14 protein-coding genes are annotated in these 12,572 nt (G+C 71.5%); 9 read left to right on the top strand and 5 right to left on the bottom strand.

Going from position 1 to position 12,572, the window contains the following annotated elements; all coding sequences use genetic code 11:
• The first annotated feature begins 97 nt into the window (after positions 1-97).
• On the top strand, positions 98-724 hold the full coding sequence (locus ACYVD5_RS03315) for a hypothetical protein (protein ID WP_460999378.1): 627 nt from the start codon (positions 98-100) through the stop codon (positions 722-724).
• Positions 725-831: 107 nt separating this feature from the next.
• On the opposite strand, the gene ACYVD5_RS03310 is transcribed toward ACYVD5_RS03315, so the two are convergent.
• Positions 832-1,434: a TetR/AcrR family transcriptional regulator gene (locus ACYVD5_RS03310; RefSeq protein WP_460999377.1), complete on the bottom strand. Its 603-nt coding sequence runs from the start codon at positions 1,432-1,434 to the stop codon at positions 832-834.
• A 99-nt stretch (positions 1,435-1,533) separates the two neighbouring features.
• On the opposite strand from ACYVD5_RS03310, the gene ACYVD5_RS03305 reads away from it, so the two are divergent.
• Together ACYVD5_RS03305 and ACYVD5_RS03300 are read left to right on the top strand one after the other, a co-directional pair.
• Positions 1,534-2,724 (top strand): cytochrome P450, encoded by a 1,191-nt coding sequence (locus ACYVD5_RS03305; protein ID WP_460999376.1) that lies wholly within the window; start codon positions 1,534-1,536, stop codon positions 2,722-2,724.
• 14 nt (positions 2,725-2,738) lie between these two features.
• A complete protein-coding gene (locus ACYVD5_RS03300) occupies positions 2,739-2,930 on the top strand; it encodes a ferredoxin (protein ID WP_460999375.1) in 192 nt (63 codons plus the stop codon).
• A gap of 202 nt (positions 2,931-3,132) precedes the next feature.
• Here ACYVD5_RS03300 and ACYVD5_RS03295 read toward each other — a convergent pair whose 3' ends face one another.
• Together ACYVD5_RS03295 and ACYVD5_RS03290 are read right to left on the bottom strand one after the other, a co-directional pair.
• The gene (locus ACYVD5_RS03295) at positions 3,133-3,861 is read right to left on the bottom strand and encodes a class I SAM-dependent methyltransferase (protein WP_460999419.1); all 729 of its coding nucleotides are present in this window, start codon (positions 3,859-3,861) and stop codon (positions 3,133-3,135) included.
• 3 nt (positions 3,862-3,864) lie between these two features.
• Positions 3,865-3,990 (bottom strand): hypothetical protein, encoded by a 126-nt coding sequence (locus ACYVD5_RS03290; RefSeq protein WP_460999374.1) that lies wholly within the window; start codon positions 3,988-3,990, stop codon positions 3,865-3,867.
• A 71-nt stretch (positions 3,991-4,061) separates the two neighbouring features.
• Here ACYVD5_RS03290 and ACYVD5_RS03285 point away from each other — a divergent pair, with 71 nt between their 5' ends.
• From ACYVD5_RS03285 to alc, 6 genes are all read left to right on the top strand, one after another.
• Positions 4,062-4,514 carry a helix-turn-helix domain-containing protein gene (locus ACYVD5_RS03285; RefSeq protein WP_460999373.1) on the top strand — a complete coding sequence of 151 codons (453 nt, stop codon included), beginning with the start codon at positions 4,062-4,064 and terminating at the stop codon, positions 4,512-4,514.
• Positions 4,515-4,897: 383 nt separating this feature from the next.
• On the top strand, positions 4,898-5,449 hold the full coding sequence (locus ACYVD5_RS03280; protein WP_460999372.1) for a 2-oxo-4-hydroxy-4-carboxy-5-ureidoimidazoline decarboxylase: 552 nt from the start codon (positions 4,898-4,900) through the stop codon (positions 5,447-5,449).
• The gene (uraH, locus tag ACYVD5_RS03275; RefSeq protein WP_460999371.1) at positions 5,446-5,790 is read left to right on the top strand and encodes a hydroxyisourate hydrolase; all 345 of its coding nucleotides are present in this window, start codon (positions 5,446-5,448) and stop codon (positions 5,788-5,790) included. The genes ACYVD5_RS03280 and uraH overlap by 4 nt, the downstream gene beginning before the upstream one ends.
• Positions 5,791-5,998: 208 nt before the next feature.
• Positions 5,999-6,895 carry a factor-independent urate hydroxylase gene (gene pucL / locus ACYVD5_RS03270; RefSeq protein ID WP_460999370.1) on the top strand — a complete coding sequence of 299 codons (897 nt, stop codon included), beginning with the start codon at positions 5,999-6,001 and terminating at the stop codon, positions 6,893-6,895.
• Between the two features lie 242 nt (positions 6,896-7,137).
• Positions 7,138-8,571, top strand: a complete 1,434-nt coding sequence (locus ACYVD5_RS03265; protein ID WP_460999369.1) for a nucleobase:cation symporter-2 family protein — start codon at positions 7,138-7,140, stop codon at positions 8,569-8,571.
• Entirely contained in the window at positions 8,568-9,695 is a 1,128-nt protein-coding gene (gene alc / locus ACYVD5_RS03260; protein WP_460999368.1) for an allantoicase, read from the top strand. The genes ACYVD5_RS03265 and alc overlap by 4 nt, the downstream gene beginning before the upstream one ends.
• 40 nt (positions 9,696-9,735) lie before the next feature.
• Here alc and allB read toward each other — a convergent pair whose 3' ends face one another.
• Both allB and ACYVD5_RS03250 read right to left on the bottom strand, forming a co-directional pair.
• The gene (gene allB / locus ACYVD5_RS03255) at positions 9,736-11,097 is read right to left on the bottom strand and encodes an allantoinase AllB (RefSeq protein ID WP_460999367.1); all 1,362 of its coding nucleotides are present in this window, start codon (positions 11,095-11,097) and stop codon (positions 9,736-9,738) included.
• A 151-nt stretch (positions 11,098-11,248) separates the two neighbouring features.
• Positions 11,249-12,532 carry a DUF6986 family protein gene (locus ACYVD5_RS03250; protein ID WP_460999366.1) on the bottom strand — a complete coding sequence of 428 codons (1,284 nt, stop codon included), beginning with the start codon at positions 12,530-12,532 and terminating at the stop codon, positions 11,249-11,251.
• Between the last annotated feature and the right edge of the window lie 40 nt (positions 12,533-12,572).

The raw sequence follows: 12,572 nt of genomic DNA, 5'->3' as shown, positions 1-12,572 counted from the left end.
GCGGGAGCAGATCCTCGCGCAGGGTACAGGACGCGCACGCGTGCGCCGGCTCGATCCGGGCCCGACCGTGCGGTCCCCACCTGTCCCGGATCGAACGGTGCACTATCCCTGCGCCGGCGTCTTCGAAGCCGTGGTGGACAGCGATGGACCTCGGCACTGCGGCGAGGAGAGCGTCGACAGCCTGCTGCCGGGATGCACGGTGCAATCCGGTGACGACGGCCACGCGCATGGGGGCGCGTTCCTCCATTGGCAACCTCCCAAGATGAAAACGATAATCATTATCGTATCCCGCTCGCACCGGGCACCGGTACCGGTGCTGCCTCCGGCGGCGCACTTGGAACAGAGACCCATCCGGTTCATGCTCGCCCTCGGGTTCCTCGTCGGGCTCGCGTTCGCGCCAAGGGTCGCTCTCTCAGTTGGCCACCACCGCGCGTGGCCGGTCCACCTGGTGTCCGCCCCCTACCTGCGGTGGAAGAGGCGCCTGCCGCAGCGGTTGATGATGTTGCTCGACGATGCCCACCGGCTCGGCCTGCTGCGTACCGTCGGTCCGATTTACCAGTTGCGTCGTGCGGAACTGCAGGACCACCTCGCCCGCACTTACCGGGCGGGTTCGCTCCATCGGCCGCCGCCGCGTCTGCTGTTGTGCGGTGACCGGGGAGATTCGCCACCGCAGCAAGGGCCCGGCCGCGCGGCCGGTGCGCGGTCCGGTGTGCGGGCAGGTTAGGCGGCGGCCGGACCTCCGATGAGGAGGGCGTCCCCAATGGGTGAAGGCGCGCCGGAACCGGTTGGTCTTGGGCCTGTGGTGGCAGGAGGACCGGTTGGGATCGCGGCTCACCCCTGAGAACGGACCAGTGGCAGGTAGACGGTGTTGAGGATGTCCTCGATCGCGGCGTCGGTGATCGGTGTCCCGCTGATCACGAACTCGCTGCGGAGCAGGTCGTGGGCGGCGGTCATGGCACGGGTGCCGCGTAGTTCGGGGCGCACCTCGCCGCGTTCGATTCCCCGCAGGTAGATCTCGTCGATCAGGTACGGCCCCGTCTCCAGGAACTGCCGGCGTGTCTCGGCGGCCAGTTCCGGGTTCCTTGCCACCTCTACGAGCACGCCGCGAAGCAGTTCGCCGTATTCGGAATCCATCAGGTCGGCGACGGAACGCAGCAGCGAGCGCATGTCAGCGGCGAACGACCCGGTGTCCGGTGCGGACACCAGCGAGCGGACCAGTTGGCCCTGCGCGTGCACCACGAGCTCGGCGCGGTTGCGCCACCTGCGGTACAGCGCGGCTTTGCTGGTACGTGCCCGGCCGGCGATCCAGTCCATGGTCAGGGCTGCGTAGCCGCGTTCGATGAGGCCTTCGCGCGCCGCGCGCAGGATCGCGTTTTCCAATTCGGCGCCGCGTCTTCGGGGCCCTTGGCGGTGATCGGTCGGGCTGCTCGTCATGGCTGCTTACGGTAACGCGTTGCGCTGACGGTTTCAGCCGCCTAGCATCCACGTTAGGGAACGACGCGTTCCCTAAATCCACGATGCTTGGGATGCCGCATGGAAGAGACGATCACCTACCCGCAGGCCCGTACCTGCCCGTACCGCCCGCCGCACGGCTACACCGAACTGACCGCGCAGGACCCGCTGCACCGCGTCGAACTCTTCGACGGCAAGCTCGGCTGGGTGGTCATGCGGCACGCGGAAGCCCGCGCGCTGCTCGGCGATTCCCGGCTCTCGTCCGACCGGACCGACCCGAACTTCCCGATGATCTCGCCGCGCGGGGCGGCCGTCCGCAGCCAGCCGCCCGCCTTCATCGGCATGGACGATCCCGAACACGGCCGCCACCGGCGCATGAGCATTCCCCAGTTCACCGTCAAGCGGATCAACGAACTGCGGCCGCGGATCGCAGAGATCGCGGAGAGGGCCGCCGAGCGGTTGCGGTCCGCAGGCCCGCCTGCGGACCTGGTCGCCAACTACGCGATACCGGTCCCGTCCCTGGTGATCTGCGAAATCCTCGGCGTGCCGTACTCCGACCACGAGTTCTTCGAAGACGCGAGTAGTCGGCTGATGCGTGCCGCCACCGAGGAGGAGGTCGCCGTACCCCGCACCGAGTTGCTGGAGTACCTGGATGCACTGATCGAAGCCTCGATCGGGAAGCCGCGGCCCGGCCTGATCGGCGAACTGGCCAACGGTGAACTCGCTCGGGGTGGAATGTCGCGGGCCGAACTCCTGGGTACCGCCATGTTGTTCCTGGTCGCGGGCCACGAGACCACCGCGGGCGTGATCGCCATGGGGACCGTGCTGCTGCTGGAACACCCCGATCAGCTCGCCGACTTCCGCACCGACCCGGATGTGGTGCCCGCCGCCGTCGAGGAAGTGTTGCGCTACACCTCCGTCGCCGACACCGCAGGGGTTCGGGTGGCCACTGCGGACATCGACATCGCCGGCCGGCGAATCCGTGCGGGTGAAGGGGTGCTGATCCCGAACGGGCCGGCGAACTTCGACCCTGCGGTGTTCCCCGATCCCGGAAAGTTCGACATTCACCGGGGCACGCGCAAACACAACGCTTTCGGCTACGGCGTGCACCAGTGCCTCGGGCAGAACCTCGCGCGGGTGGAACTGCAGATCGCGCTGCCGCTGCTGTTCGAACGCTTCCCTGGTCTGCGGCTCGCTGTTCCGGCAACGGAACTGCGGCCCAGCCGCGCCGATACGGTCCAGAACCTCACCGAACTGCCCGTCACCTGGTAAGAAAGGAACCTCCCATGCATGTGACCGTGGACCGCCGGGTCTGTATCGGGGCGGGGCAGTGCGCACTCGCCGCTCCCGATGTATTCGACCAGGACGACGATGAAGGCCTCGCCGTGGTGCTGCAAGAGGCCCCCGGTGAGGACCGGCGCGAGGCCGCCGAAATGGCGGCCGACACCTGCCCGTCGGGCGCTGTACGCATCGGCTGAAGCACCGGCGGCGGACGGTTTCGCGCCCGCCAGGTGCAGGTGGTCTCCGTTCGGGCCGGATGCAGCGGCGCGTCCGGCGCCTCCGCCCCGAACGGCCGTTGCGGTTCGGCTTCGACGGCGGTACATGCATTGCCAACAGGGCAGTAGGCCCGAAGGCGCGATCAGGTACACGCGGCAAGGCGCGGCTATTCGGACCGGCCTGTCACGATGCCGGTCCTAGCGCCGCTCGGGCACTCACCAGCCAGCAGGCGGCGGTGTACCGGACCCGGCCGCCGGCCACAAAGGGGTCGAACGCGGGGCGGACCGCCTCGACGACCCGCTCGCGGGTGCTCGCATCGGCCTGGTGCAGAACGGCGCCGAGCGGGCCCATCCGGGTGAAGTAGCGGGTCAGCTCGCTTTCGGGGAAGCCGCACGCCACGTCGATCGGCCGGATGTCGATCCCGCTCCAGCCGCTCTCCAGCAGGATGCGGCGCATCAATTCATGATCGGCGAAGGCGAATTGCCCCGGTGCGTCCGGTCGGTGGGCGGGTAAGTCGGGCAGCAGCGGCGCGGCGGTACGTGCGGCCGCCGTCATGAACGGGTTGTCCTCGGCGCCGCGCCAGGCGACGAACCGCAGCCCGCCGCCGTCGCGCGCGGCGCGGCGCAGGTTCCCGAAGGCGCGGACGGCGTCGCCGAAGAACATCACGCCGAAACGCGAGACGATCGCGTCCAGGCTGCCGGTCTCGAAGGGGCGGTCCTGGGCGTCTGCGCGAACGAAATCCGCCCGCGCGCCCTCCCGTTCGGCCCGCACCCGGGCCGCGTCGATCATCGGTGCGGAGACGTCGACGCCTACGCATCGGCTCTGCGGACCGAGCCGCCGAGCGAGGGCCACCGTCGTGCCGCCCGTGCCGCAGCCGACGTCCAGGACGCGGCTGCCGCTGCCGGCGGGCAGCGCCTAGGCGAGCAGGTCGGTGAACGGCGCGAACATTTCGTCCAGCACCGGCTGCATCTCCACCCATGCGTCGCCGGATGGGCCGTTCCACAGTGCCGCCTGGCCGCCGCTGCCGTGTGGATCGTCCATGAGTGCCTCCCGTGCTTGCGTCGTTGAAGCGGAGATGCCAGCGTGCTACTTCAAGTCGACTTGAGGTCAACATGGCACAGTTGGATATCGCCGAGGTGGCGCGCAGCGCCGGTGTCTCGGCCGCGACTTTGCGGTTCTACGAGGAAAAGGGGCTGATCGCCCCGGTCGGCAGGCGGGGGTTGCGCCGCCAGTACGATCCCGCCGTTCTGGAACGCCTGGCGCTGATCGCGCTTGGACGCTCCGCCGGATTCTCACTCGACGAGATCGCCCGCATGTTCGGCCCGGACGGGCAGCCGCGCATCGACCGGAGCCTGCTCGCCGACAGGGCGCAGGAGCTGGACAGGACCATCCGCGACCTCGGTGTCCTGCGCGACTCCCTGCGCCACGCCGCCGCCTGCCCGGCGCCGAGCCACATGGAGTGCCCCACCTTCCGCCGCCTCGTCCGCGCCGCAGCGGTCGGCACCATCGCGCCGCCGCGGCGGAGGACTCCGCGGCGGCCGGGCGAGCCGGGCGACCCGGAGTAGGCACCCTCGTCCGGCCTGCCCGGCCGCCCCTCCCTGGAGCGGCCGGGCCGGTGACGGGTGTTTGCCGGGCTTTCGGGCGGCTTCGGGCCGAGGGCGGGCTGCGGCTCGGGTACCCGCGCCTCTGCTGCGCGCAACGCCGACGGCTCCGCGAGCCGCCCTGCGCCATCGCTTCGCCCGTGCAGGTGTCCGGTGCCGCTCTGCCGCCGCGCGGAACGAGAGCGGGCGAGGCGGGCCCCTTGCGGGTGTTGACAAGGTCACATTCTCATCGATTAGAATCTTGCAATCCGCGATACGGAAAATCCAAACTGCATTACGAAAACTCGGAGACTTCGGCTGAGCCACCGCTCTCGGACGGCCGGAGCCGACCGGGTTCGGGAGACCAGATGCCCGAAACCACCCCGCAACGTCCGGGAACGGACCCCGACCCGGGGCTGTCCCGACTCAACGCACTACCGGCCGCGGCGCTGCGCTCCGAGCTCGCGCAGTGCCTCGACGTGGACCGCTGGGTCGGAGCGCTTGCAGCCGAGGCGCCCTTTGCCGACCGCGGCACGTTGCTGGCCCGTGCGGACGCCCACGCGCGCGATATCACCGCCGAGGAAGTGGCCACCGCGCTGGCCCGCCACCCGCGCATCGGCGAACAGGCCGCGGGCAAGGGAACCGAGGCCGCCTGGTCGCGCGGTGAGCAGTCGGCCTTCGCCGCCGAAACCGGCGACGCGGCCGCGCTCCAGCGGATCTTCCGTTTCGCCCAGCAGGAGTACGAGAACCGTTTCGGGCAGATATACCTCGTGTGCGCCAGCGGCCGCGGCCCGCGCGAGCTGCTGGCCGACCTGGTCGAACGCCTGGGCAACGACCCCGGCACCGAACTCTCCGTGGTCGGCGGCGAACTCCGCAAAATCGCCGGACTGCGCCTGGCCAAACTTCTGGAGACCGCATGAGCCACGTGACCACGCACATCCTCGACACCGCGCTCGGCCGGCCCGCAGGCGGCGTACCCGTCCGCCTGGATGCCGCCGCCGACCCCGATCGGACCGCCTGGAAACCGGTCGCCGCAGGCCGCACCGACGACGACGGGCGCGTGCCCGGCCTGGGGCCGGACCGGCTCCCGGCGGGTTACTACCGGATCGTGTTCGACACCGGCTCCTACTTCGCCGCAACCGGCCGGCGCGGGTTCTACCCCGAGGTCACCGTCGTCTTCGACCTCGCCGACGAGGACGCCCACCATCACGTGCCGCTGCTGCTGAGCCCGTTCTCCTACTCGACCTACCGCGGGTCCTAGGCAGGCACCTGCGACACCTGCCATCCGACCCGCCGCCTTACCGCCGCCCCCTGCCGAGGAGGAACCGCCAGGCCCCAGCCGACCAAGGTTTGACACCCGAATCTCCGAGTGCGTGACAGGTCCTTCCGCATGACCGCAGCGGTCCTCCCTCATACGCACCAGCGCAAGCGATGGATGGCACGTATCCTCACGGATGGAGCACACCCTGATGGGCATCCGGCTCGGAGACAACCTGTACGGCAAGGCCGAGGTCCGCCTCGTCCACATCAACCGCGGCACCGGCGTCCACCGGATCAAGGACGTCAACGTCGGCTCGCAGCTGCGCGGCGATTTCAACGACGTGCACACCGCTGGCGACAACGCCAAGTGCCTGCCGACCGACACCCAGAAGAACACCGTCTACGCCAAGGCCCGCGAATGGGGCGGCGTCGGCGCGATCGAGGAATTCGCCCTGCGCCTGGCCCGGCACTTCGTCGACGAGCACGAGTACGTGTCCGGCGCCCGCCAGGAGATCCGGGAATACTCCTGGAACCGCATCCCCACCGCCCGCGGACCGCACGACCACGCGTTCTACCGCAGCGGCGCCGAGACCCGCACCACCGTCGTCAACAAGGACGGCGCCCGGGAGTGGGTGGTGTCCGGTTTCGAGGGCCTGAGCGTGCTCAAGTCCACCGGCTCGGAGTTCCGCGGCTACCCGAAGACCGGGTACACCACCCTTTCCGAGACCACCGACCGGATTCTGGCCACAGACGTCACCGCCCGCTGGCGCTATGTCGGTGCCGAGCACGACTACGACTCGGCCTACTCCGCCATCCGCGACCGGTGCCTGTCCGTTTTCGCCGAGACGCACAGCCTCGCGCTCCAGCAGACCCTCTACGAGATGGGCAAGGCGGTCCTGCAGGCGCGGCCCGAGGTGGCCGAGATCCGCTTCTCCATGCCGAACAACCACCACTTCCCGGTTGATTTGAGCCCCTTCGGCCTGGATAACCCCAACGAGGTGTTCTTCGCCGCCGACCGCCCCTACGGCAAGATCGAGGCCGCGGTCGAACGCGACGACGCCCCCGCGGCCGGACGGGCGTGGCAGGACGTGCCCGGCTTCGTGTAGCAGCCGGCCCCGGCAGGCCCCAGCGGCCGCCACTTCCCCCGTTCGGGGACATCGAATCCCTGCACGGGGCCACTCCCCTGCCCCGGGCGGGTGCGGGCCGTTCCGCACCCGCCTGGAGGCCGGACGATCCGGTCTCCGGCGCGCCCGGAGGCGAGCACCGGTCCCCTGCGCACAACACGGGCCGCAGGCCCGAAAACCGGCCGCCGACTGCGGCCCGCCATCGCAAAGGCTGGAAACCGCCCATGCCGAACAGCCCCTCCGCGAAGGACCCGGACACACCGCACACCCGCGCCCCCGACCGCCCCGAGGACGAAAAGCTCCCTGCTCGGCTGCTGCTCGTCTACGGGTTGCAGCACATCCTGACCATGTACGCCGGCGCGGTCGCACCGGCCCTCGTCATCGGCGCCGCCGCCGGGATCGCCGACGACCCCGCCGCCATGGGCATCCTCGTCAGCGGCGCGCTCCTGGTCGCGGGAATCGCCACCCTCCTGCAGTCGATCGGCCACCGCCGCCTGGGCGCACAGATGCCGATCGTGGTCGCCTGCTCCTTCGTCCCGGTCAGCGCCATCACGGGGCTGGCCGCCGGACACGACGGCGAGAACCTGCCGGTGGCCTTCGGGGCGTCGCTGGCCGCCGGTGTGTTCGGCCTGTGCCTGACACCTTTTTTCGGGCAGCTCATCCGCTTCTTCCCGCCGGTGGTCACCGGCACGATCATCACCGTCATCGGGATCAGCCTCATGCCGGTGGCGGCCGACTGGATCATGGCCGACGATTCGGCCGAGCCCTCCGCCCCATTGGGCAACCTGGCCTTGGCCGGGCTGACCCTGGGCCTGATCCTGCTGGGGTCGCGGGTACTGCCCGGAGTCTGGAGCCGCCTGGCGATCCTTATCGGCCTGGTCGCGGGAACCCTGGTGGCAGTCCCCCTCGGCATGGCCGACTTCAGCCGCGTCGGCGAGGCCGACATCGTGTTCAACCCGGCCTCGTTGCTGTACTTCGGTGCGCCCCGGTTCGAACCCGCCGCTATCGCGACCATGTGCATCATCATGCTCGTGGTGCTGACCGAAGGCGCGTCCCACATCATCGCGGTAGGCGAGATCACCGGGTCCCGGGTGGACGCCAAACGCATCTCGGCCGGGCTGCGCGCCGACGTGAGCGGGTCGCTCATCGGCCCGCTGTTCAGCGCCACCCCCACCAGTTCCTTCGCGCAGAACATCGGCCTGCTCGCGCTCACCGGGGTACGCAGCCGCTACGTGGTCGCCACCGGCGCCGGGATCCTCCTGGTGCTGGGCATGTTCCCCGTGCTGGGCGGGGTGATGTCGGCCGTTCCCGGCCCGGTGCTGGGCGGGGCCGGGCTGGTGCTGTTCGGCAGCGTCGCGGCCAGCGGCATCAAGACCCTGGCCAAGGCCGATTTCAGCGACAACCTCAACCTGGTCCTGGTCTCCTCCGCCCTGGGGGTGGCGGTCCTGCCGCTGGCCTACCCGACCTTCTACGACCGCCTGCCCGAGCCGGTGGAACTCGTCGCCCACTCCGGCATCATCGGCGCGGCCGTCGTGGCGGTCGGCCTCAACGTCTGCTTCCACGTGATCGGCCGGCGCCCCGATCGCCGCTCAGCGCCGGAGGCCGGCGGAACATCCCGCGAAACGGTCCGAAACACCGACAACCCGGAGGCACCATGAGCCGGTCCCACTCCTTCGACCCCCGCGCCTACAACGCCCGGCCCTACTCCGGAGGCGACCCCTACTCCGACTACCGGCCCGCCCGGCTCGACACCGCCGGGCTCGTCGACCTCGCAGACCGGCGGCTGGGCGCGAGCGTGGTCGCCGCCAACGACGAGTCCTTCGCCGAACGGGAGAACCTCCTGCGCCCCGAGCGGGCCGCATTCGACCCGCACGCCTTCGGGCACAAGGGCAAGGCCATGGACGGCTGGGAGACCCGCCGGCGGCGCGGTCCCGATGCCCAACACCCCCACCCCGGCCCCGGCGACCACGACTGGGCGCTGATCCGCCTCGGTGTTGCTGGGACCGTGAGCTGCTTGACCGTCGACACCGCCCACTTCCGCGGGAACCACCCCACCGAGGTTTCGGTCGAGGCCGCGAACGTACCGGGTGCCCCCTCCCCCGATGAGCTGGCGGCCGCGGAATGGGCCGGGCTCGTGGCGCGTACACCCGTCTACGGGCACGCCGCCAACGACTTCGCGGTCTCAAGCGGGCGCCGCTGGACCCACCTGCGGCTCAAGCAGTTCCCCGACGGCGGCGTGGCCCGGCTGCGGGTGTACGGCGAGCCGGTCGCCGATCCCGCGTGGCTGGCGGCCCAGGGCGGAACCGACCTCGCCGCACTCGCCAACGGAGGGATGGTCGAGGACTCCTCCGGCCGGTTCTACTCCTCACCCGCCAACATCATCGCCCCCGGCCGGTCGCAGCAGATGGACCACGGGTGGGAGAACCGGCGGCGACGCGACAGCGGCCACGACTGGGTACGGTGCAGACTCGCCGCGCAGAGCACGGTGCGGGCGCTGGAGATCGAGACCTCCTACTTCAAGGGCAACGCCGCCGGGTGGGTGGAGGTCTGGGGACGCGACGCCCGCTCCGGCTCACCCGACACCTGGTTCGCGGTACTGGACCGCACCCGGCTGCAGCCCGACAGCGGGCACCGGTTCGTACTGCCCGCGGCGGTGACGGCCACCCACGTGCGCACCGACGTGTTCCCTGACGGCGGTATCGCGCGCCTGCACGTGTTCGGGTCCCCCACCTTCAGCGGCGCGGCCGATCTCGAAAGCCGCTGGAGCCGAACCGGCGGCTGAGGCCCCGGGGGCGGGTCGGCCGCCGGTCCGCCCCCGGCCGTCAGACCGCCGCGCCGCGTTCCAGCATCCGGCCGCCGGTGCTGTGCGGGCCGGTCTCGGCCCCCCGCAGGAAGGTGCGGCGCACCCGGCCGACCAGCTCGGCCCCGTCGTAGGCGCTCACCGGGTGCCGGTGCCCCAGCTCCGCGGCCCGCACCCGGAAACCCTCCTCGGGGGCGAAGACGACCAGGTCGGCGTCGTTGCCCGCGGCGATGGTGCCCTTGCCCGCCACTCCCGCGATGCGGGCGGGCGCGGCCGACATCCACCGCACCACCTCGGCAAGGGGTACTCCGCGCCGCCGGGCCTCGGTCCACATTGCCGCCAGCCCCACCTGGAGCCCGGACACCCCTCCCCAAGCGGTGCCGAAGTCGCCGGTACCGATGTCCTTCAGCTCGGGTGTGCTGGGCGAGTGGTCGCTGACCACGCAGTCGACGAGCCCGTCGCGCAAGGCCCGCCAGAGCAGGTCCCGGTTGGCGGAGTCGCGGATGGGCGGGCAGCACTTGAACCGGGTGGCCCCGGCCGGGATGGTCTCGGCCGCGAGGGTGAGGTAGTGCGGGCAGGTTTCGACGGTCAGCGGGACGCCCGCTGACCGGGCCTGCGCAATCAGCGGCAGGGCGGCGGCGCTGGACAGGTGCAGGATGTGTGCGCGTACCCCGGTACGGCGGGCCACGTCGATGACGCGGGCGATGGCCTCGTTCTCGGCCGTTGGGGGGCGCGACGCCAGGAATTCGGCGTAGTCGCGCCCGGAGCAGGCCGGGGCATCCGAGAGCACGTCGGGGTCCTCGGCGTGGACGATGAGGAGGCCGCCGAATGCGGCGATGGCCGAGCCCGCCGTCTCCAACTCCGCCGGCGAGAGGTGGCCGAACTCCGCCACGCCCGATGGCGACAGGAACGCCTTGAACCCGTAAACGCCCTGTGCGTGCAGAGCGGCGAGCTCGCCGGTCGCCCCGGGGCGGCTGTTTTCGGGCACCGCGCCGCCCCAGAACCCGACGTCGATGCCGAGCTTGCCTTCGGCGGCGGCGCGCTTGGCGGCCAGCCCCGCGGCGGTGGTGGTGGGGGGCACGCTGTTGAGGGGCATGTCGATCAGGGTGGTCACCCCGCCCAGTGCCGCGGCGCGGGTGGCGGTCGCGAACCCCTCCCATTCGGTGCGGCCGGGCTCGTTCACGTGCACGTGGCTGTCGACCAGGCCCGGCAGCAGCACCTCGTCGCCGGCGAGGGTGAGGACGCGGTCGGCGGGGGGATCCGGGTCGGCGCCGCGGGGCAGCACCTCGCGGATGGTGCCGCCGGCCGCCACGACCGTGCGGGGGTGCAGCCCTTCGGGGGTGAGGACCTGGTCGGCGCGGATGGCAAGGGAAGGGCTGGTCATGTGCTGGTGTGGGTGTCCGCGCCGGCGCTGCGGGCGGCGGGGCACCCGTCTCCTTTCTCTGGGCTGCCCGTTCTTATGGCTGCCGTCCTATGGCCGCCCGGCGCGGGCCGCCTGCCGGTAGGTCATGCGCCGGGCGCCGCAGGGACCGGAGTCAGTCCGCCTGCCCGCCGGCGCGGGGGTAAGCCATCGCGGTGAGTTCGGCGGTCCCGGTTCCGGTGGCGGCAACGACCTCGGACTCGTCGAGCGCCCCGCAGGCCAGCCCCGCCGCCAGGGAGGCGGCCAGCGCCTGTGCGGTGGCCGGTTCGTCGACCACGTTGCCCGAGACCTGGTCGAGGTAGGCGCGCAGCCGCTCGGCGGCCGGTGCGAAGGCTTCGCGGTAGAAGGCGTAGGTGGCCAGGTAGCGCGTGACCAGCTGGTGGGGGTGCAGGTCCCAGCCCTGGGGGTAACCGCGTTCCAGCGAGCGGCGCACCAGCCCCGCGTGCAGCCCCCACGCCTGCCGGACCTCCGCGGTCGGACCGGCGGGCATGACGTTGCTGCCGCCGTCGGACAGCCACACGCCCGTGCCCGCGGCGGCGACCTGCATGACCGCCTTGGCGTGGTCGGCGACCGGGTGGGCCAGGCTCTGGTAGGCGGCGGTGATCCCGCAGGCGGCGCTGTAGTCGTAGGTCCCGTAGTGCAGGGCGGTGATACGGCCCTGGCCCGCCCGGATCATGCGGGCGACCGCCGCGGTGCCGTCGCCGAGCAGGATCGACTGGGGAGTCTCGATCTGCAGCTCGAAACCCAACCGGCCCGCGGCCGCCCCCAGCCGGTGCTCCAGGCGCTCGCAGAGCCAGACCATCGCCTCGACCTGTTCGACGGAGGTGACTTTGGCGAGTGTGAGCACCAAACCGCCGGGCAGGCTGCCGTGGCCCTCCGCCAGCGCCTGCAGAAAGAGGGTCAGGCTGCGCACGCCCCGGTGCCGGCCGGCGGCCTCCATCCCCTTCATCCGGATACCGAAGCAGGCCGGTGCGGTCCCCTCGGCGAGGTCGGCGGCAAAGGCGTCGGCCGCTGCAACGGCGTGGGCGTCCTCGACTTCGTCGCCGGGATTGCCGTAGCCGTCCTCGAGGTCCGCGCGCAGGTCCTCGACCGGTTCGCGGGCGAGCTTGCGGCGCACCCTGGGCAGGATCGCGGCGACCGCGTCCGCGCCCAGTCCGGTTGCGGCGGCGAGATCGGCGGGGTCGGGGGCGTGTTCGTCGATCGCGGTCAGTGCCAGGCGCCCCCAATCAGCGGCCAGACCGGCGTGTACCCGGTCGGCGGGCACGTAGACGCTGTGCACCGGTTGGCGGCCCGGCCGGGCGCCGGGGTATTCGCGCGCCAGCCGGGCGTCGGCGCCACCGAGCCGGTCATCGAGCCCGCGCGCCAGTTCGGCCACGCCGTGCAGGCTGTCCCTCGCCACGCGGGCTGCCCTCCTCCGTCGGTGGGGGTCTCGGTCTTCT

The sequence above is a fragment of the Streptomonospora sediminis genome, from assembly GCF_054778995.1.
The sequence above is the reverse complement of the archived record's forward strand: the minus strand, read 5'-3'. Positions and strand labels throughout refer to the sequence as shown.